The organism is Culturomica sp. (assembly GCF_003524185.1).
GTDB lineage: Bacteria > Bacteroidota > Bacteroidia > Bacteroidales > Marinifilaceae > Culturomica > Culturomica massiliensis.
The window spans coordinates 34055-54123 of record NZ_DOED01000039.1; the positions used below are offsets into that span (position 1 = coordinate 34055).

Genomic DNA, 20069 nt, shown 5'->3' on the forward strand with positions numbered 1-20069 from the left:
AATACTTCCACTAATTTCCTTATCTTTGGGATACATCCAAACAAGGAATATGGCAGATATTTATTCCAAAGAAAAACGGAGTTACCTAATGTCCCTAATCAGGAGCCAAAACACAAAACCCGAAATCATGGTAAGAAAATACCTTTTCAGTAAAGGTCTCCGTTTCAGGGTAAATGTAAAAAAACTCCCTGGCACCCCGGACATAGTATTGCCCAAATACCGGACTGTGATTTTTATTCACGGTTGCTTTTGGCATGGACATGGAAATTGCAAAATAGCCCATCTTCCTAAAACCCGGACAGAATGGTGGGAAAAGAAAATCAACCGGAACATAGAAAGGGACAATAGTAACAGGAGAAAATTAAAAGGAATGGGATGGCACACAATGGTTGTATGGGAGTGCCAATTAGTCCCCAAACAACGGCAAACGACCATGCAAGGAATTGTAGATCTCTTAGATAAAGCCTATTTGGAAGACTATAAAATCAAAGCAACGAATTCCTTAGCTAAAAAAATTAACCTAACAAATCATAAACTTTGCTCGGGGGAAATAATAGGTTCAACGACTGGGGATGGATTTTGAAAAGGGGACCTTTTTCACATACTTTCCCTTGGGAACGTTTTATTACGTGATCCATTGTAATCATACCTTGTTCCAATAATACATCAAATTGTGAAACAATTGGCTTATATGTATGTTCCACTTTATTATAACGGAAACATTCCACACCGTCTATCCTCTTCGTTTCAGCCGCAATCCAAAATGTTTCATTATGCTTTTCAAGCAACCGGGCATGAAGTTTCTCAAGTCTCCACACGGCAAAATCACCTATGTCAACACTATTTTCTACTAGCTGAGCCAAATTATTGTCCATACGGAAAATAAGCCCTTGGGAATTCTTCTTAATTGTAGAAACTGTACAATACAATTTAAATTCATTCCCTCTCTTGTAACCAAAATGTTCTAATATTTCTTCGGAACTTTTCAATTTACTCAAGTCCCAGTCTGCCACTTGTGCAAACAAATTTTTACGGTTAGTCCTCCTTTCCCTGAAAGCCTTTAGTTCTATTCCTTTATAGTCAGGCTTTTTTGAACAATTGATTTGAATACCCAAGGCTGATTCCAATACTCGCCCAACAGCAGTATCTGCGTCAACTGGAGAAGAAATAAAACCCTGATGTGCCAAAGATTTCAATTTATTTAATAACTCTATGGCTACAGCATTCACATTATAGCTCAACTGTTCCACCACCTCTTTCAATGGTGTTGCCAATATTCCCTCCACAAATTCAACAACAGGCAGTTGCGTAAGGTTAATTACATACAATTTTTCCTCAAATACCATCATGGCTAATATATCATCAGCCTTTGCATAATTTTTTAAACCAGTAAACCATATACGTGGGTCCCCTTTTTTAGTATGAGGCCTATATAATGATGCCACACTTTTGTCCATTGACCATTCCCTAACAAGATAAGACTCTACTTTAACTTTATTTTCTGGACCTTGCGACTGTATTCCATAATCATGTACCCCATTATTTTTCAAAAATAAACGTACGGGAGCCGTAGCATCCATGATCGATTTTTTTAAACCATTACCTGTGGGCTGGATTAAAGTAACAGCGACAGACTTACTAGTTAAAAAAGCTAAACGTCCTTGTTCTGTTTTCGTCAATGATCTCATCACTTTATATATTTCAATAATTCCGTAGCAACTGCTTTTGCCATCAAGGGAGGGACTGCATTGCCGACTAAAGTATATTGTGGAATTTCCATTTTGCGTTTTTCTCCCCCAGTAGAACGTTTCCCTTGGAATACAAAAGAATCATCAAATGACTGTATCCTAGCCATCTCCCTGACAGTCAAAGAACGGGGAGCATTATAATGGATATAATCATCCTGTATTGTCAAGATTGTCGGGCTTAAACAGCCTGCCTTCAAAACATTATAATTACGTTTATCAGAAGCCAAGCCTTCTGCAACCAATTTTTCCTGAGCTTCATCATATCCCCCTTTATCCAAAATAATCCCCAAACGTTTTATGACATCCCCGTTTTGCTTACTAGTCTTATGATTATGTAATACGCCGTAATTCAACTGGTTATTTGCCAAAGCCATCGTATCACGGACATAAAAGGGGGCTGTGACTTTATAACGTGCCCCAAGCCTACCTTCCCTAGCCCATTGTGCAAATAACTTCCCTTTTACAGAGGGCTTACCCGCAACATTTCTCTTCAGCAACAAAGCATACATATCTTTCGCCTTTTCTCCATACTGCCTATCCAGATCAATGGCCTTATAGTCCAAAGTTTCATCGTCATTTCCAAGAAAATCCAAATCATACAAAGCTTCAAAGACATTGACTTTTTCACTGTCTTTGACTGTCGGCGGAATTGTTTCTATAAAATGTTGATCTTTACGACAACCTATAAATAACACCCTTTCCCTGTTTTGTGGAACCCCATAATCAGAGGCATTAGCAATAAAAGGTTTTTTAATCCTATAAAGCCGAATTCCTGAGATTAGCTTTTCCAATTCCCCAATTATATTTTCCCCCGCCGCAATTTCCAACTTCCGCACACAATCATCAAAAGTCCCTATGAAAATATGCAAGGCCTCTATGATACGCCATACTTCTTGCTTATACTCTCCAACAATCCCCAAGTCATTAAAAGCCTTTTCCATTTGGGAAATTATCGCCTCTGGCACCAACATATCCAAGAAATCATTGAACCCATCCACATAATAATCATTATCAATATTGCACAGATCTTTCTCCTTGATAAATTCTTTTTGCAACCTAAAAAGTTCCTTTGTGCGTCCCAACAAAGAGAACCCATGCCTTATTGTGTTAATACGGCAATCTGTCTTACTTTCCTTATAAGCTACAATCTTGGGAGTCAATTGCTTAAAACGCAATCCAACTGCTTTAATATAGAGTTCCTTACCCTTTTCCACATCTGGACCAGTTAACCGTTCAATATTTATCTTCTTAACCAAGCAATCTACAATAAACCCATCCATATGCATACCCTCCTTATTCTTACTTATGAAATCCAACAATCTTCCCACAACTTTTATATCTACAATAGAGTTTATCTTATTAATTATCATCTCTTTGATTTTCCCCCCCTCTTTGGTTAAAATCCCTTTTACATTTTCCATTACAAAATATTTCGGTTGTAGTACCTTGATTACTTCCAAATAATGGCTAAATAGATCATCTTTTTTGTCATATTTTCTCCTTTTGCCTGCAAGACTAAAGCTCTGGCAAGGAGGCCCTCCACACAGAACATCAACCTTTTGCCCATCTAAATCTGCCAATAACTTGACTAAGAAATCCGTTTCTGTAATATCTTGCCTCAAAAATTTGACATCTAGTCCTAATTGCTTATTATACCGTACAATATGTGTTAATTCACAATTTTCATTTATATCACTTGCCAATAAAAATTTAAAATATTTACGGGAATAACTAGCCTGTAAAAAACCTTCACTAAAACCTCCCGCCCCAGCAAAAAGATCCACAAAAGTTACCGGAATGCCACTTCCAACACCATCCTTTACAACAGAATTTTCCATTAAAACAATTTCCTCCATCAATTAATTCAAACAAAATTTAAGATATAACCATAATATTAGGCTGGGACCCCATAGTTTCCTCCATTTTGAAACTTTATAATCAACAAACATTATCCCTAAAATGAACGCCCCTCCAAAGATAAACATTTTTATATTATTAATCATCTAACCTAGCACCATACACATTAATTAAATTCACACAATTAATACCTAAAAATATAAGAATATTCTTTTAGTTTTAGAAACAAGCCAACACTAATTCTTCCACCTTATTAAAAATTAAACTTGAAGTTATTTATATAACCTAATGCAACAACCTCCCCGACCTTTATTGTCAGGGAGGATTAAACAATAGGATTCCACTATGCTCACGTATCCTGCCGGTCACGGTGTTCCCAGCGCCAACGGAGCCAGGCGATGATGATGGCACTACAAATGCCTCCGATCAAGCTAAGCAGGTTTTCCCGCCAAAGTTCCATGCCCTGTCCGCCGATAGCACTGCTCATGCCAAAGGTGGACAGCCAACCCGTTATAAAATTAACCAACCTGTCCATAACGCGAGATTCAGACTGTAGTCAATGGCAGGTAAGAAGTGCGAGAGACCTGTGTCCCCTCCGGATTCCGGGCAAAGGTGTAGAATTCGCAATTGCCGATCGCCCAATCCTCCGGCATGCCGGCCGTAACTTCCCCGCCCTCTTTGCGGGATTTCAAGGGATAAACCTCGGATTCGCACTGTACTTTTTCGTACACCACAACCCAGGCAATATCCGCCGGATTACAAGTTAGTGTTTGTTGCTGCACCGCCTGCGTGAAAACAAACTGCCGCCCGGATTCATTAAAACTTACCGTCACTTTCGGCACTTTCAACCGTCCGGACGAACATACCAGTTTTGTAAAATCGACAGTGGCTTTGAAAGCATCACCGACCGTCACAGCCTCCATGTTATCCTGCACAAAGCGGTTATTAGCGCTGACAAGACCCGTTACCTGAGGATAACCCACCGGAAGCGCCGGCCCGAAGCCACTGACCAATCCGACCAACGCCTTCATTTTAGCCCGCTGAACCCGTTGCTTGTCGGTGCGGGGATTGTGGACATTGAGGGGTTTTCCCCTTACAATGCTTACCCCCTTTGCAATATACATCGTCAGGTTTGCTACTGATTTTTTCACATCACCCAACAAAAAAGACCTGAATATAGCCATAATAAAAAGTTTTAAACATTACTACCCTATTTTATCAAAGTAATCCCACTACGGAAATTTTCACAGGTATCCCGCAGGAGCGGAATACGGTTGAGCGGATTATTCTCTCCGGTAGAGTTTCTTATATCCTATACGCCCTTTCAGTAATTATTACCGATATATTTATATATCATTCAGGACCCAAACGGCAATAAACATCGCCGGAATATGCCCTACAGCCGGAGGAAGCAAAAAAGCAATAAACACCGGCCGGGGGCAAACAGCCTTCCGGCAGACGAAGACAAGCCCGGCCATCGCGCCTGTTGTAACCTTCCCCGCCTGCAAACACCGTAAATCCGTCGTCCTCATACAATACGACTGCCATAAAACGGTCGGCATAACGTTTTTCATTAAGCAACGTCGCATTGTCCCAACTGATTCCGATGGTGCCGTCCGAAGGCTGCCAAACCGCCCGGAAACAGTCGCCCTGCGGTAAAGAACCGTAACTAAAATGCAATTTTTCATAATCAGTTACCCGACCGTTTCCGTCAAAAGCCGCAATATTCAACTTTACAAAAAGATTCATCCGTGACATTCCCCTTTCATTCCCGGCCCGTTGCCAGACGACGAGCAACGGACTCTGACGCACAACCATATAGAAGGCAACGACATCCCTCATCCGGTTACGCTGTAACCGTTGCAACGGAGTATTCGGATTCGACATTTCTTTCGGACGGCTACGGGCATACGTATGGCCTCTCCGGTTAAAAAATATCAAATCGCGCAACCTTCCTTTCATCTGTGTAAACAAGCCGTTTTTAATATGTGCCATTGTCGTGGTATTAAATCTATTAACTTACATTTTTAAATGCCCTAAAATCCTGACATATATTTTACATCATCAAAAGGGAAAGCCGGCCCGGGATCGATTTTACGGAATGTAACATCCGAATGACGCAAAAGCCAGCGAATCAGATAGCGTTTACGAAGCAACGCACAAATCCCGGCCACCATGCCGACCTGTGCATTGGTGTAACGATGGTAATAGGCCGCATGACCGTTCTCTACCGTAGTAAATACTTCTCCCGGCGGGTACTCTTTGTTAAACCACGAAAAAAAACGGTTGCCCCGGCGGTGAAGCCGTCCGGCATTATCGATTTCGATGCCGACAGAAAAATCATTCAGCCCCCGTCGTCCTTTGTGTTCACTAATTCCGGCATGCCACGCCCGGACATTAAAAGGCAAAAGCTGGATAACATGACCGCTACGGGCTACGACAAGATGGGCGGAAACCGACGTATCGCTACGCGCCAGATAACGGGCTGACGACATGGCATTAGCCCCGTCGGTAGAATGCAGCACAATGGTATCGACTATCTCCATCAAACGGCTGCATTTAGCACAATGGAGATATTCAACCCCGCAGCCGGTTAAACGATGGGCCTCGATCTTCATTTGCGGCCTCCCTTCCAATGGCCGGTGATTTTTTCAGCACTCCGCCCAACGACGTAACCGCCGATACCGATTTCCAACAAATCCCAGAACCGGGAAGTATCGGCCAATATCGGAAGATCGAAAAAAGTGCCGACCAATACGATAGCCGCAAAAACAAGCATAACGACAGGCCGCCACGAACGCTGCAACCAATTTCCCCCGGCTTCAGCCCGGATGATCGCCGAACGGCTACGGCTCAACTCTTCTTCCTGACGGCAAACCGCCGCAATAAGATCGGCTTCGATCTGTTTTTTCTCTTTGGAAGAAACCGACAAAGTACTGATTACCGAGCCGATCTCCCCAACCAATCCTGATAATAGTTTCATAATTTCCTGATTTTAATGATTAACCAATTTCCCGGGATTTTTATCTGTACGGTAAATTACAACAACCTCCATCCTATCGGACTATAGTCCTGTCCGAATTTGTAAAAAACATTATTCTATTTTGCAACACACTATCTATAAATATTTTATACAAACAATCCCCGATAACAAGAAACATAATAAAGGACTGATTTTTGAAAAAAAAGAAAAAAACTGACAGTTTCAGACCTCCCGGTCTTCCCAGTAAACAAGATAATTGTCACGAAGCCACGAAAGGAATAAATCAGGCCGGGCCCTCAAACTAATTTCGCCGAGACGGTGGCAGGGATCGTCGGGAAGGGGAAGATTGAAAAAACCGAACAGCCGCCGGAAATACTGTTTCTTTGTTCTTTCCGCAGCCAAAGGACGTACACGCTCTGACACCCAAAGGGCATCACACAATTCAAGCAGTTCGATTTCCTTCCCCTGCCATAAATAATTTCCCCGGTAAACTGAAAAAAAAGATTCGCATAAACTGCACATTTCCACCCATGCGGAATATTGCACTGACAGATAAGCCGCCAGAATATGACGCGATTGTACGTCAAGCTCAGCCACACCGACCGCGACACCACACCGATAAACAAGTATATTGCGATGTAATACTACCCGCCCGTTTTCAGATATGAAATTCTTTCCGGCTTCCTGCAACCTGACCGTCACATACTGCCAATGGTGGCAAGGAAGGCCGGTTTTATTCAATTCGGTGAGTACCTGCTGCGAAAGCTGTAACCACGAATAAATATATTGCCGTCTGCTCCTGAAACGATTGAACACGCAAGCACGCATATTTCCGGCCGAAGGAAAATAGACTTCTGCATACATCAATTCGGTGATATATTTATCAAAAGCTTTCAGTAACATTCCCGCATAGGATTAACCGGAGATTCGCCGGGGATTCGCCTTATTAACTCCGGTACAACTCCGGTATAACTCCGGTACAACTCCGGCGGAGACCGTTCTTATACCGGAGCAATACCGTTCCTGTAACGTTGTATATATAACCATAAGTATACGCACAGCGAAGGTTGCCTAATCTACAGATATAAAAAAAGTGCCTCTGGCACCCTCCTATTTTTGTACAACCTTCCAAACGACACTCAGTGTAAAATCCCCTTAATTTCAAAATTATAGCAGAATGAAAACGTAGGATTACCACATTAAAAGGGTGGCTTAAACCACCCTTAATTAAAAAATTCAGAAAATAACATCTTGAAACGAAGTACTGGAACTCCCGGAACTATTCCGAACCTGCTTTGTTATTGTACCCCAAGTGTATGTACAATTAAAAGTAGAATTTGCATCTACCTCCGCAGTGTAAAAGCCCAAATTATCGCTGGAGGCTGAATAAACATCTCCGGTCGATATGTTCTGCATAGAAATGTTAACACCTGAAATCGCCGAACCACCGGCACTGCGGCAAAAACCACTGACTGTTACAAGTTCACTTGAGGACTCGAGTGTAAAACCAGTCAACGACAGAAAAATAACGACTAAACCTACAAACATCTTTTTTTTCATAACTGGAAAAATTAAATTGTTAAACATTTCAACACGACGCGTAGAATTTTTTGCATGCTTTTACAAGTTACAGAAAAAACAATTACCACCCCAAAAGAAATTTAAACTCTATATAACATAAAATCCCTTTTTACCGTTTTTGCACCAACAAACAAAATCTCTCCGCATTTGAAAATCCGCATTTGTCTCCCCGGGAAATAGGTATTAATACACCTGTAAGGAAAGTGGAATCGGAGTAATTTTACAAAAAACAGAATCTATGGAAACAAACAAAACATTGGCGGAAGATTTCGGGGGCGAACGGGTGGTGAGCAACGGATACGGAGGGTTTATGGAAGGGCTGTTGCAACTGGTGAACGGTAAAGAGATAGGCGCCCTCCTGGGAGAACAGATTAAAACGTATGCCCTGGGATTTGTGGAGGAACACGACCTGGGCGGGTTTAACCGGTTTTCGGACGAAACGTATGTGAGGGACTATATCGGCAGGGATGCCGGAACAGGATGGGAAGCCATTGTGATGTGCTGGAAAAAGGGCAACCGGACAGCCATTCACAGCCACCCGCAGTTTGCCGGATACACGTTTGCCGACGGCGAGTTTTTGGTGGAAATATTCGAACCCCGCGGAACAGGCGCCCACCCCGTACAACAACTCCATATCACCGGACAATCGGGGCTCTACGCCATCGGCGAAGCCGGAAAATTTACCAACCACATCCACCGTATTACCTGCCTGAGCGAAACCGCCCACAGCCTGCATATCTATTCGGACGATGCACTGAAAGGGCTGAAATATGAAGAGGTGTAGTTTGCCGACGTTCAGAAGATTTTAGATTTATGATTTACGATTGTTGATTATACCCGCCATCCCTCCCTGCAAAAAAGAGGAAGCGTAAATCAGCAATCGTAAATTATCACAGCCGTTCGGTTTTCGGCTGTTCCGGTTTAAATATCCTGTCCAGAATCATTTTGAGGATTTCGCCCCGGAGGATATCGCCCTTATAGAGAATACGCCCCCCGGGAGAGATCAGGAAAAGGGAAGGATAGCCGTTGATGTTGTACAGCCGGCCGGGTTTCGTCTGCTGGTCGCGTTCGGCGACGACAGGCCACGGCAGGGGAACGGTGCGGCTGAAAGCGGCAATATCGGCAGCATTGTCGGCGGCTATGCCCAGAATTTCAAATCCCTGTGCTTTGTAGCGCTCGTAAAGAGCGGGATAGACATTCCGGATTTCATCACGGCAAGGGCCGCAGGTGGTTGCCCAGAAATCAAGCAAGACATATTTACCCTTGAAATCCCCGGGGAAACGAAGGATGCGCCCATCAGTGGCCGTAACGGTGAAAGGAATAGGCGGGAAACCGACCTGAGTGCCGGCCATCGACGCCGTGTCCTTTACGCGGGACAAACGAAGGTAGCGGCCGTCGTCGCCGACGCTGTCGGCTTTGTAATAGGCATCGCCCAGTTTCAGATATTCATTGGGCGCACATTTAAGCAGGGTGTCGGACGACTCACATTCGATCGATGTGCGTTGTTCCCCGTATTGCAGGCCGGAAGGGATCATCCGGCAAATATAGTTTTTCCCCTCCAGAGAGAAGGTTGTTTCTGTTTTTTCCCGGTATTGTACGTACAAAAAAGCTTCATCACCGGACAGCCGCTTGGGAAGGATCCAGGACGAATCGGTTACAGGGCGGTTGCCGTCGAATCGCTCGAAGACAACTTTTACCGGGGAAGTGGCAGCGGAGAGGGGTTGCACCCGGTCGTCGGTAAAGTCGAAGTTCCCATTACCGTCGGCCACAACATATTCCAAACCGTCCTCACCTTCTCCCGTCAACAGGGCGAAATAGCCTTTGCGTTCGACAGGGGAACAAGAATTGGTATCCCTTCCCCATCCCCTGAAATATTCCATACAGAGTTCCTGGCTAACCCGCCCGGCTTTATACGCCTGGAACAGGAGCTGCGGAAAGTCGATATCGTTATAATACAATTGCGAATTTTTCCAACCGGGAATACGTGTTACGGTTTCGGGATGAATACCGGGAAAAGGATTTTTTTCTTCTGAAAGGAATCCGCTGGCCGAACGCGGACGCGAAACCGTGTCCTGCGATTTTGTAAGCGTCAGATGGATGACATCCGTATCCGCCTGCTGCCTCCCTGTGCAACCTGCCAGGCAAGCGAAGATAAACAGTATAATGCAATTTTTCATATTATCAGAATTTTAGATGCAAGATAAATGTATTTTTATTTTTTAACAACTAAAAGCATCTTTTTTATCCGGCAGGAATTAGCCGCCCGTTTACAAGGGCTTTTGCTTCATTTTCCCTATCTTTGCGCCATTATCGGGTGCGACCGCAGATACACCGGCGGATTTAAGAAAACAGCATGTACTGGAGGCTCTTCATAACATTTGTCAAGATCGGGATGTTTACCATCGGCGGAGGATATGCCATGATCCCGCTGATCGAACGGGAGGTGGTGAACCGGGGATGGCTGAACAAACAGGATTTTATAGACCTGTTTGCCGTAACCCAGTCGCTGCCGGGAATTTTCGCGGTGAATATTTCGATATTCGTGGGCTTTAAGCTGAAACGGGTGAAAGGGAGCATTGTTTGCGCCCTGGGCACCATACTGCCCTCTTTTTTTATCATACTGGCAATTGCCCTGTTTTTTAACCGCTTTCAGGACAATGTATGGGTGATGAAGGTTTTCAACGGCATACGCCCGGCAGTGGTGGCCCTGATCCTGGTGCCCTGTATTACGGCTGCCCAGGCTGTAAAACTGAAACGGGCGGAACTCATCTTCCCGCTGGCAGGGGCCGTGCTGATCTGGAAGGCCGGGGTGTCGCCCGCCTATATCGTGCTGGCAGGGATTGCCGGAGGACTGGCCTATACGTTTTGGATCAAGGATAAAATCAGAAAGGACAAAGGATGATTTACTGGCATTTGTGGTGTGTGTACCTGAAAATCGGCCTTTTCGGCTTCGGTGGCGGATATGCCATGCTGTCGCTTATCCAGTATGAGGTGGTGGATAAGCACCACTGGCTGTCGTTGCAGGAATTTACCGACGTGGTCGCTATCTCGCAGATGACACCCGGCCCCATCGGTATCAACAGCGCCACTTACATCGGCTATACGGTGACAGGCAATGTATGGGGATCGGTTATCGCCACGATTGCAGTATGCCTCCCCTCTTTCCTGCTGGTGTTGCTGATTTCATTCTTTTTTGCCAGGTTTAAAAAGAACAAATACGTAGCTGCCGCTTTTACGGGCCTGCGGCCGATGACGGTAGGGCTGATTGCCGCCGCTGCCCTGATTATGATGAACGGCGAGAATTTTATCGATTACAAAAGTGTCCTGATTTTTGCGGCCACCTTTTACCTGACGTGGAGATACAAGGTACACCCCATCCTGATGATCTGTATGGCCGGAGTGGCCGGAGTGATTTTGTACTGGTAAAAAAAGGGCGTGCGGTTATTGGTTTACGGTTTCAGCGGGGAAGCCGATCAGAGAATAATCACTCCTGAAAAGGTTTGCCGGATTTTACCTCCAATGCCCTGCACCTGCCAAACCCTACGCTTTTCTGACTGCCGGCCAATAAGGACAAACCAATAATGATAAATCAACATCAAAACCCCTATCCTTTTTTCAACGGAACAATTTCTCCCAATGCAGGAATAGCAACGGGGATGTTGCGTTTGCGGGCTTCTTCGGCAAACACTTTGGGCGGATCGCTCAACGGTTCGTCCGACAGGTCGAAAGTGCCGTAGTGCATGGGGATCGTTACCCGGGCATTCATTTCGGCCGATGCCGTCAGCGAATCGTAGGGAGAGATGTGGTTGGGCTGCATAAACCAGCGCGGTTTGTAGGCCCCGATACCCAAAAGCGCATAATCGGGCGCACCGAAAAGCTCGGGTATCTCCGTAAAATGCCTGGAATAGCCGGTGTCTCCGCTGTAATACACCGACAAACCGTTGGCCTGCAACATAAAAGCCCCCCAAAGGCGCTGCCCGCCATCGTGTACAGAGCGTTTGCTCCAATGCTGGGATGGCAGGAAGGTTATTTTCAAGCCGTTGTCCTCGATCTGCTGGTACCATCCGGCCTCGATGACCTCCATTTCCGGGAACCAGCTTTTTACCAGGCTGCCGGTGCCCAATCCGCAGAATAATTTCATCTCCGGATTGTTCCGGTACAGAAGAGTAATGCTTTTTTTATCCATATGATCGAAATGATCGTGGCTGATAAGCAGGTAGTCGATATTTTTAAACACCGAAGGGTCGACAGGCAACTTGCTGCGGCGACGCACAAAAGGGATGTTGCCGAACACGGGATCGAACATGAGCCGCTTGCCGCCGAACTGCATAAAAAAAGAATTGTGCCCCAACCACACCAGCGAATCGCCTTTTATATTTTCGAGGGAGTGGAGGTAGTTCATCCGGGGATCCCATTTTTCGCGGCGCTTCTCCTTGCGCTGGGGATTGAGTGACAAACGCCATTTGAGGACGTTCCCGATGCCGGTTGCAGCCCGGTGCTGGCGATTGACAAAACGCCCCCTTACAACCGGATTTCCCCGCCAATATGGCTTTACGGTAAGCAGTCCTTCGTTTTTCCGGAAAGATATATGTTCCCCCATTTTCGTTCAATCATTTAACGATACAAAAATAGACAGCCGACGGGAGTATTCCGAGTTATCACAATATAAAAAAAATTAAATTTCTCACAAAGAGCTTTCCCGCCGGAAAAAACCAGGCGCAAGGGCGGTTGGCAGCAGGGGGGGAATTGTAGATTTACGATTTATGATTGTAGATTGTAGATTTACGATTTATGATTTATGATTGTTGGTTATACCTACAATTTTCCCCTGCCCAAAAGAGAATCGTAAATCGTCAATCAACAATCGTAAATTGCTTTAGTTTTCCCAACCGCCGCCGAGGGCTTTGTAAAGGTTGACAACGGCGATCAGTTCGTCGCGGACGGCATTGTTGAGGCCGATCTGGGCATCGAAATAACCACGCTGGGCGTCGAGCACGTCGATGTAGCCGATGACACCGTTGATGTATTGCAGGTTGGCCAGTTGCAGGTAGGAACGGGCAGCCTCTTCCAGATTGGCACGCGACTGCCGGATTTCCTCGATCTTACGGCTGGATACCAGCGCATTGTTTACTTCTTTAAAAGCCGTGAGTACGACCTGCTGATAGGCATAGCCTTCCTGCTCGGCCACCGCCTGAGCCGCTTTGTACTGGGCCCGGTTTTTACCCATATTGAGCAGGGGAGCCGCTAATTGTCCGCCCAGGAAAAAGAAAGGCGTCTGGAAGAAGTTCTCCCAGTGGTTATTTTCCAAGCCATACTGGGCCGACAGGGTCAGTTTGGGAAACATATTGGTGTAAGCCATCCCTCTTTTGGCAACAGCCGCTTTGAGCCGGTATTCGGCCTGACGGATATCCGGACGGCGCTCGAGCAAAGCAGAAGGAACCCCTACAGGCAGCAACCGGGGCAATCCCTGCTGACGGATGCCCTCTCCCCGGCTGACCGTGCCGGGGTATTGCCCCGTAAGCAGGCAGATATCGTTTTCTTTCAGTTTGATTTTCCGTTCCAAATCGGGCACCAGGGTGGCCGCACGCGCCAATTCCACCTGAGCCTGGCGCAAGGAGGTTTCGGAGGTCAATCCTCCCTCATAGCGCAGTTTGGCCAGGTGTACCCCTTCCTCACGGGCTGCCAGAGTACGGCGTACGATTTTGAGTTCTTCGTCCAAGGCGCTCAATTCGAAATAAGCCTGGGCCACCTGGGCGATAATGGTCATCTGCAGGGCACGACGGCCTTCAATGGTTTGCAGGTATTGCGCTATCGCTGCCTGGTTTCCCCAACGTAAACGTCCCCATAAGTCGGCTTCCCAGGATAACATTCCTTTGATTTCAAAATTATTCTCGGGCGTATAGTCGTAATCCCGCTGTCCCCCAACCCTTGCATCGACCCGCGGAAAAATATCCGCTTTGGCTATCCGCCTGGAGGCTTCGGTTTCCCTGACACGGGCAACCGCGATCTGCATGTCTTTGTTGTAAGCCAACGCCTGCCGGATCAATCCCTGTAAGACTGTATCGGTGTATAAGTCCCACCATTTTAAATCACTTACCGAAGCCGAATCGGTTTTCACCCCGGCTTCGATCCGGTCCGGCAATCCCAGTTCCGGACGGGTATATTCTTTCCCGATTTTGCAGGAAGTCAGCGCGACTCCCGATAACAAAACGATCATTATAAATTTATACATCATAATTCCCCTTTATTTCCCGCATATCCTGCGGTTTTATCAGATAAACATTGCATTCCCGGCACAGAGCAAGAATCTTTCCCCGTGCTATTTTTTAAGCCAACTTTTTACTTTGTTCTCACATCTTTCTTTCAGGCCGAGACGACGAATTTTACGCCCCATTTTTTCCTTTGCCCGGTTGATGAGGTAAAAGAAAAACGGCACCATGACAATCCCGACCGTAATTGCGGCCAACATCCCGAAGAATACGCCCGTGCCTATGGAATGGCGGCTGGCAGAACCCGGCCCGGAAGCCAATACCAACGGCAACATCCCCAATACAAAGGCCAGTGAAGTCATCAGGATCGGGCGAAACCGCAAGCTGGCAGCCGTCAGGGCAGCCTGCAAGGCATCGACGCCACGCTGCACTTCAACCTGGGCGAATTCGACAATCAATATCGCATTTTTAGCCGCCAGTCCGATCAGGGTTACGAGTCCGATCTGGAAATAAACATCGTTTTCCAAACCGAACACCCAAATTCCCAGATAGGCTCCCAATGCAGCCACAGGCAGTGACAACAATACGGCCACCGGCACCAGCCAGCTTTCATACAACGCAGCCAGAAACAGGAATACGAATACGAACACCAGCAGCATAATGAGTCCCATCTGGCCCTCGGCTTTTTTCTCCTGGTAAGAGAGTCCGCTCCACTCCACCCCAATCTCTTCGGGCAGGTATTTTTTAGCCACATCTTCGAGGATACGCATTGCTTCGCCCGAACTATATCCGGGGGCCGTGTTGCCGCGGATGACAGCCGTAGAGAACATATTGAAACGCCTCATGCTTCCCGGTCCGGTGGTGTATTCGGCCGTTCCCAAAGCCGTAAGCGGCACCATTTCGCCCGAAGCCGCACGCACGAAAAAGAGGTTGATGTCGTCAGCATGCATCCGGTAGGGGGCTTCTGCCTGTATATATACGCGGTAGATACGGTTGAACATATTGAAGTCGTTGACATATACCGATCCCGTATAAGCCTTCATGGTCGAGAATATATCGGCCATCGGGATGCCCAGGAATTTGGCCTTGTCGCGGTCGACATCGAAATAGAGTTGGGGTATTTCAGCCTGTAAGGAGGAAGAAAGCCCCGTCAACGCCTTTTCTTTGCCGGCATACATCATAAAGGTGTCGACAGCCGTCACCAATTGTTCGAACGAAGCGCCGCCACGGGCTTCCAATTGCAATTCAAATCCTCCTGCCGTTCCCAGTCCCGGAATTACAGGCGGTTTGGACAAATATACCTTTGCCTCGGGATAGTGGTAGAATTCTTCGCGTACGTCGGTCATTACATCTTCTACCCCCATACGTCCCCCCTTGCGTTTTTCCCAGGGCTTGAGTATCACGGTCAGTTCGGAGCGGGCCTGGTTTGTCCCGACACGCGGACTGGAACCGGTTACATTCAACACATAGTCGACAGCCGGATGCCCCTGCAGGTAGGTTATCGCCCGGTCGGTGACCGCACGTGTGCGCTCGAGGGTAGCCCCTTCAGGCAATTCGAGCTCTACCTTGAAATAACCCTGGTCTTCTTCCGGGATAAAACTTCCGGGAACGACACGGTTCAGGACAAAGATCAGCACCAACACCATCCCGAAACCTGCCAGTACACGGCGCGAATTACGGGCAGCCTTTTCCACCAATCCCGTGTATTTGTGATTGCCTTTGGCCAGCCATTCGTTGATTTTGCGGAAAAACCGGTTTTTATCACCTCTGGCAGGCCGCAGCAGGATGGCACACATAGCAGGACTCAATGTCAAAGCCACGACCAGCGAAATCAGTACCGACACTACGATCGTCACGGCAAACTGGCGATAGAGCATACCTGTGATGCCCCCGAGAAAACTTACCGGTACAAACACAGCCGCCAGTACAAGGGAGGTGGCTACCAGTGCCCCCGTCAGTCCGTGCATGGCTTTTTTGGTGGCTTCATAGGGGGATAGTCCCTCTTTTTCCATATAGCTTTCGACAGCTTCCACAACCACAATCGCATCGTCGACCACAATACCGATGGCCAGGACCAATCCCAGCAAAGTCAGCATGTTTAGAGAAAAGCCCAGCACCAGCATCACCCCGAACGTACCGATCAGCGAAATCGGAACCGCTACCAGGGGCACCAATGATGCACGCCAGTTTTGTAACGACAGGAACACCACCAGGATAACGAGCACAAGGGCTTCGAATAAAGTTTTATATACCTCGTGTATGGATTCTGCGATATAGGTGGTGATGTCGAAAGGGATATCGTAGCTTAATCCTTCCGGAAAATCCTTGCTGATGCCTTTCATGGCCTCTTTGACATCATCGGCCACCTGCATGGCATTTGCCCCGGGCAACATATAAATTCCGAGTACGGCCGCATTTTCCCCGTTCACACCGCTTTCCGTAGCATAGGAAGAAGCCTCCAGAGACACGCGCGCCACATCGCGCATACGTATCACCGAACCGTCCGGATTGGCCCGCACGACAATTTCCTCGAACTCCTGCACCGTCGACAAACGGCCCTGGGTTGTAATGGGGATGGTGATATCGGAACCGGTGATGGGCTGTTGCCCCAGCACCCCGGCAGCCGACTCGCGGTTTTGGTCTTTCAAGGCATTCTGCAAATCTTTCACCGTCAGTCCGAAATTCGCCAGACGGTCGGGCATCACCCAAATACACATCCCATAGTAGCGGCTGCCTATGTTGGACACCCGTCCCACTCCCGGAATACGCCGGAGTATGTCGAGCACGTTGATTGTCGCAAAATTACTCAGGTAGATTTCATCGAAACGTTCGTCGGACGATTTCAGGGCGATGGTCATCAACTGGCTGGCCGATTGTTTTTCGACTTTGATACCGTTTTGGATCACCTCGGCCGGCAGGCGCGATTCGGCCAGTTTCACCCGGTTTTGCACTTCTACGGCCGATAATTCGGGGTTGGCTGAAATATCGAACGTAATATCTATTGTCAGACCGCCGGAATTATTACTGCTCGATTCCATATACAACATCCCCGGCGTACCGTTGAGTTCCTGTTCGATAGGCGTGGCAACGGCCTGTGAAACGGTCAGCGCACTGGCCCCGGGATAGGAAGCCGATACTTTCACCACCGGAGGGGTGATCTGAGGATATTGGTCTATCGGCAACAGAAACAAACCGATAAACCCGACAATGACGATCAATATGGATAATACCGCCGAAAAAATCGGACGGTCGATAAAGAATGTAGGCTTCATCGGCTACCTCCTTCTTCTTTTCTCACGACTGCCGCCACAGCGACCGAATCTTTTTTCTCACCGGGCACCGTCGCTTCCTCCTGAATAACCAATACACCCGGAGCCAGCTTATGGTAGCCTTCGGTGATAATCGTCTCGCCCAATCCCAATCCTCGTTCTACAACGATACGGTTGCCCACTTCCGGCCCTGTTTCGATAAAACGTTTTTCGGTTGTGCTATCGCGGCGAACGACATATACGTAGGCTCCCCCTTTTTCAATCACAACGGCTTTGGCAGGCACCACAACCGCATTTTCCCTTACGTCGAGCAGCAATTTCACTTTTGTGAACTGCCCCGGCAATAATTTCCGCTCGGGATTTCCCAGTTCGGCACGTACGCTGAACGTACCCGTTTTCGGGTCGACCTGGGGTTCGGCAAAATCAACCCATCCCCGGATCGGGTAGATGGAATTGTCGGCCAGGGTTACCGTAATATTCGGTTGCCAGGAGCGGGAAGTGTCCCGCTCGCCCAATTTCACATTCCGTTGCAGGCTACGGAGATAGTCCTGGGCGGTAAGGCTGAAATCCACCAATACGGTATCGCTGTCGACCACCGTTGCCAACAATGATTTGGCTCCCGGTCCGACCAAGGTACCGACATCGACGTAACGCTCGCTGATGTAGCCTGTAATCGGCGACTTAACCGTTGTATAACCCAATTCCAGATTTGCCTGAGCCAAATCGGCCCGGCTCATGGCAACACTTGCCTTTGCACTTTCATAAGCGGCAACGGCATTGTCCAAATCCAGCTGGCTGGCTGCCTTCTGCTCATAAAGGGGGCGCAGGCGCTCTACATCCCTGGCGGTTTTCGCTTCCTGTGCCAAATCTTTTTTCAGTTGGGCATCGGCCTTGTCGGCCCGGGCCTTATACTGGGCACGGTTAATAATAAATAAGGGCTGGTCGCGGTGTACCCGTTTCCCTTCCTCGAAAAGCATATTCTCCAAATAGCCTTCGACCCGGGCACGCACTTCCACAAACCGCTTGGCGCGGATACGTCCCACATATTCCCCATAAATTTCCATATTGTCCGTCCCCACTTTCTCCATTTTCACCACGACCTTTTCCGGTTCTTTTTCTTTTTTACATCCTCCTAACAAAAGGGCAGTCATCCCCACTGCCACAATCATATACTTTCTGTTCATATACCTTTTATTGTTTAATTCCTTATCTTTTGAAAATAATATGCCAAAATGGAGCTGCGAAGATAATATACTTATTTCAAGCAGATTAAATATATTTAGTTATTTCATGTTATAATGGCAACTGTAGAAAAATTCCCCACAGATGTGGATTTTTTCTTAAAAAAAGAACCTGTATAATTGCAGATTGACGATTTCAGATTATACTCACAATCCTTCCCTGCAAAAAAAGGAATCGTAAATTTACAATTTATCCAAGGGAATATCAAAATTATATCTACCGGAAATCAATACGGACAAGTCTGTTTTGCCGGACTCCGACTTACCGATAAAATATTTTTCCAGTTGTGTATGACCAGATTGAAAGATACGATATTAGCTATAAAGAATGTCAATAACCAGGCTGACCGGATCATAGCTGAAATCTGGACATCTGCCTCATCCTCAAAGATAGAAGAAAACATATAAAATATTACGGAAGACAAAGCCAATGATATGACAAAAAGATAGGCTATAAGATAAGTGAGTCCCTGCAATTTACCGCCTCCAGTCCGGAGCATCCTTTGGGATTTGGCGGACAGGATGGCCTGTTTTAAGCTGATTCTCTGCAACACCCATCCTATCACGATAAGCCCCTGGGGTATATACCAATATTCGGTGTTTATGTATATGTATTCCACAGGAATAAATACCCCGATACCCCACCAGATATATACAAATATATGCAGCAATATCCCGATGTAAATATGTACCGCTTTCTCTTCGGGACTTATCCGCCGCCCCCTCGCTAACATCCAAACCCGCCACCCATATATCAAAAGCGTAAACAAACCGATTACAGCCACAATCGGAGTTAAGGATACGGCACGCGTAAGCCATTCGGTTGTTTCATTGACATCTGTGCGCAAGCGCACCAGATCCCATAAAACAAATTCGATTACGCTAATGCCCCCCAGAATCCAACCCAACCCCATACCTTTTATGGTTTTTCCCATAACTATATTACGTTTCTATTTCAGCACGTATTTATTCTCAAATGCCGGTACTTCATTTTATACGCCGGAAATACCATTTGCACATATCCGGAACCTACTGCATATAATGCTAAACAACTTTAAAGGTCATATAAATTGTAAATTTTAGATTGTAAATTTTAAATTACCTGACAACCTGATTCGTTATCAATTCTTTCAGTCCCAAATCGTCAATTTAAAATCTGCAATTAAAAGGTTCGTTTTTAT

At 46.7% G+C, this 20069-nt stretch carries 18 protein-coding genes; 4 read left to right on the plus strand and 14 right to left on the minus strand.

The window, feature by feature from the left end:
* Window positions 1-49: 49 nt before the first annotated feature.
* On the plus strand, window positions 50-583 hold the full coding sequence (locus DD657_RS13310) for a very short patch repair endonuclease (protein ID WP_287050317.1): 534 nt from the start codon (window positions 50-52) through the stop codon (window positions 581-583).
* On the opposite strand, the gene DD657_RS13315 is transcribed toward DD657_RS13310, so the two are convergent.
* From DD657_RS13315 to DD657_RS13350, 8 genes are all read right to left on the minus strand, one after another.
* Window positions 516-1688 (minus strand): MvaI/BcnI family restriction endonuclease, encoded by a 1173-nt coding sequence (locus DD657_RS13315; RefSeq protein WP_287050320.1) that lies wholly within the window; start codon window positions 1686-1688, stop codon window positions 516-518. The two genes, DD657_RS13310 and DD657_RS13315, sit on opposite strands and share 68 nt — an antisense overlap.
* Window positions 1688-3604, minus strand: coding sequence for a DNA cytosine methyltransferase (locus tag DD657_RS13320; RefSeq protein ID WP_287050323.1), 1917 nt, complete (start codon window positions 3602-3604; stop codon window positions 1688-1690). The genes DD657_RS13315 and DD657_RS13320 overlap by 1 nt, the downstream gene beginning before the upstream one ends.
* Window positions 3605-3954: 350 nt before the next feature.
* Entirely contained in the window at window positions 3955-4140 is a 186-nt protein-coding gene (locus DD657_RS13325; RefSeq protein WP_287050326.1) for a hypothetical protein, read from the minus strand.
* A 10-nt stretch (window positions 4141-4150) separates the two neighbouring features.
* Window positions 4151-4789, minus strand: coding sequence for a DUF6266 family protein (locus tag DD657_RS13330; RefSeq protein ID WP_287050329.1), 639 nt, complete (start codon window positions 4787-4789; stop codon window positions 4151-4153).
* 169 nt (window positions 4790-4958) lie between these two features.
* Entirely contained in the window at window positions 4959-5600 is a 642-nt protein-coding gene (locus DD657_RS13335; RefSeq protein ID WP_287050331.1) for a DUF6266 family protein, read from the minus strand.
* A 41-nt stretch (window positions 5601-5641) separates the two neighbouring features.
* Window positions 5642-6241 carry an N-acetylmuramoyl-L-alanine amidase gene (locus DD657_RS13340; protein WP_287050333.1) on the minus strand — a complete coding sequence of 200 codons (600 nt, stop codon included), beginning with the start codon at window positions 6239-6241 and terminating at the stop codon, window positions 5642-5644.
* Complete coding sequence (locus DD657_RS13345) at window positions 6220-6588, minus strand: 3TM-type holin (protein WP_287050335.1); 369 nt, start codon at window positions 6586-6588, stop codon at window positions 6220-6222. Before DD657_RS13345 ends, DD657_RS13340 begins: the two co-directional genes overlap by 22 nt.
* A gap of 222 nt (window positions 6589-6810) precedes the next feature.
* Window positions 6811-7491 carry a hypothetical protein gene (locus tag DD657_RS13350; protein ID WP_287050337.1) on the minus strand — a complete coding sequence of 227 codons (681 nt, stop codon included), beginning with the start codon at window positions 7489-7491 and terminating at the stop codon, window positions 6811-6813.
* A 916-nt stretch (window positions 7492-8407) separates the two neighbouring features.
* Here DD657_RS13350 and DD657_RS13355 point away from each other — a divergent pair.
* Window positions 8408-8953 (plus strand): cupin domain-containing protein, encoded by a 546-nt coding sequence (locus DD657_RS13355; RefSeq protein ID WP_287050339.1) that lies wholly within the window; start codon window positions 8408-8410, stop codon window positions 8951-8953.
* Between the two features lie 106 nt (window positions 8954-9059).
* Here DD657_RS13355 and DD657_RS13360 read toward each other — a convergent pair whose 3' ends face one another.
* Entirely contained in the window at window positions 9060-10346 is a 1287-nt protein-coding gene (locus DD657_RS13360) for a peroxiredoxin family protein (protein WP_287050341.1), read from the minus strand.
* Between the two features lie 176 nt (window positions 10347-10522).
* Between DD657_RS13360 and DD657_RS13365 the strand changes: the two genes are divergently transcribed.
* Complete coding sequence (locus DD657_RS13365; RefSeq protein WP_021989245.1) at window positions 10523-11071, plus strand: chromate transporter; 549 nt, start codon at window positions 10523-10525, stop codon at window positions 11069-11071.
* On the plus strand, window positions 11068-11595 hold the full coding sequence (locus DD657_RS13370) for a chromate transporter (protein ID WP_287050344.1): 528 nt from the start codon (window positions 11068-11070) through the stop codon (window positions 11593-11595). Before DD657_RS13365 ends, DD657_RS13370 begins: the two co-directional genes overlap by 4 nt.
* 178 nt (window positions 11596-11773) lie before the next feature.
* Here DD657_RS13370 and DD657_RS13375 read toward each other — a convergent pair whose 3' ends face one another.
* The 5 genes from DD657_RS13375 to DD657_RS13395 all read right to left on the minus strand — a co-directional run bounded on the left by DD657_RS13375 (window position 11774) and on the right by DD657_RS13395 (window position 19823).
* Window positions 11774-12769: an MBL fold metallo-hydrolase gene (locus DD657_RS13375; protein ID WP_021989247.1), complete on the minus strand. Its 996-nt coding sequence runs from the start codon at window positions 12767-12769 to the stop codon at window positions 11774-11776.
* 276 nt (window positions 12770-13045) lie between these two features.
* On the minus strand, window positions 13046-14404 hold the full coding sequence (locus tag DD657_RS13380; RefSeq protein ID WP_287050348.1) for an efflux transporter outer membrane subunit: 1359 nt from the start codon (window positions 14402-14404) through the stop codon (window positions 13046-13048).
* A gap of 84 nt (window positions 14405-14488) precedes the next feature.
* Window positions 14489-17650: an efflux RND transporter permease subunit gene (locus DD657_RS13385; protein ID WP_068691014.1), complete on the minus strand. Its 3162-nt coding sequence runs from the start codon at window positions 17648-17650 to the stop codon at window positions 14489-14491.
* On the minus strand, window positions 17647-18831 hold the full coding sequence (locus DD657_RS13390) for an efflux RND transporter periplasmic adaptor subunit (RefSeq protein ID WP_021989249.1): 1185 nt from the start codon (window positions 18829-18831) through the stop codon (window positions 17647-17649). The genes DD657_RS13385 and DD657_RS13390 overlap by 4 nt, the downstream gene beginning before the upstream one ends.
* A gap of 284 nt (window positions 18832-19115) precedes the next feature.
* Window positions 19116-19823 (minus strand): hypothetical protein, encoded by a 708-nt coding sequence (locus tag DD657_RS13395; RefSeq protein ID WP_287050352.1) that lies wholly within the window; start codon window positions 19821-19823, stop codon window positions 19116-19118.
* Between the last annotated feature and the right edge of the window lie 246 nt (window positions 19824-20069).

Coding starts and splice junctions, on each gene's coding strand:
- DD657_RS13320 (WP_287050323.1), bottom strand. CDS start 3,604: ATGGAGGAAATTGTTTTAATGGAAAATTCTGTTGTAAAGGATGGTGTT.
- DD657_RS13325 (WP_287050326.1), bottom strand. CDS start 4,140: ATGGACAGGTTGGTTAATTTTATAACGGGTTGGCTGTCCACCTTTGGC.
- DD657_RS13385 (WP_068691014.1), bottom strand. CDS start 17,650: ATGAAGCCTACATTCTTTATCGACCGTCCGATTTTTTCGGCGGTATTA.
- DD657_RS13310 (WP_287050317.1), top strand. CDS start 50: ATGGCAGATATTTATTCCAAAGAAAAACGGAGTTACCTAATGTCCCTA.
- DD657_RS13390 (WP_021989249.1), bottom strand. CDS start 18,831: ATGAACAGAAAGTATATGATTGTGGCAGTGGGGATGACTGCCCTTTTG.
- DD657_RS13350 (WP_287050337.1), bottom strand. CDS start 7,491: ATGTTACTGAAAGCTTTTGATAAATATATCACCGAATTGATGTATGCA.
- DD657_RS13360 (WP_287050341.1), bottom strand. CDS start 10,346: ATGAAAAATTGCATTATACTGTTTATCTTCGCTTGCCTGGCAGGTTGC.
- DD657_RS13365 (WP_021989245.1), top strand. CDS start 10,523: ATGTACTGGAGGCTCTTCATAACATTTGTCAAGATCGGGATGTTTACC.
- DD657_RS13395 (WP_287050352.1), bottom strand. CDS start 19,823: ATGGGAAAAACCATAAAAGGTATGGGGTTGGGTTGGATTCTGGGGGGC.
- DD657_RS13375 (WP_021989247.1), bottom strand. CDS start 12,769: ATGGGGGAACATATATCTTTCCGGAAAAACGAAGGACTGCTTACCGTA.
- DD657_RS13355 (WP_287050339.1), top strand. CDS start 8,408: ATGGAAACAAACAAAACATTGGCGGAAGATTTCGGGGGCGAACGGGTG.
- DD657_RS13315 (WP_287050320.1), bottom strand. CDS start 1,688: ATGAGATCATTGACGAAAACAGAACAAGGACGTTTAGCTTTTTTAACT.
- DD657_RS13345 (WP_287050335.1), bottom strand. CDS start 6,588: ATGAAACTATTATCAGGATTGGTTGGGGAGATCGGCTCGGTAATCAGT.
- DD657_RS13370 (WP_287050344.1), top strand. CDS start 11,068: ATGATTTACTGGCATTTGTGGTGTGTGTACCTGAAAATCGGCCTTTTC.
- DD657_RS13330 (WP_287050329.1), bottom strand. CDS start 4,789: ATGGCTATATTCAGGTCTTTTTTGTTGGGTGATGTGAAAAAATCAGTA.
- DD657_RS13335 (WP_287050331.1), bottom strand. CDS start 5,600: ATGGCACATATTAAAAACGGCTTGTTTACACAGATGAAAGGAAGGTTG.
- DD657_RS13380 (WP_287050348.1), bottom strand. CDS start 14,404: ATGATGTATAAATTTATAATGATCGTTTTGTTATCGGGAGTCGCGCTG.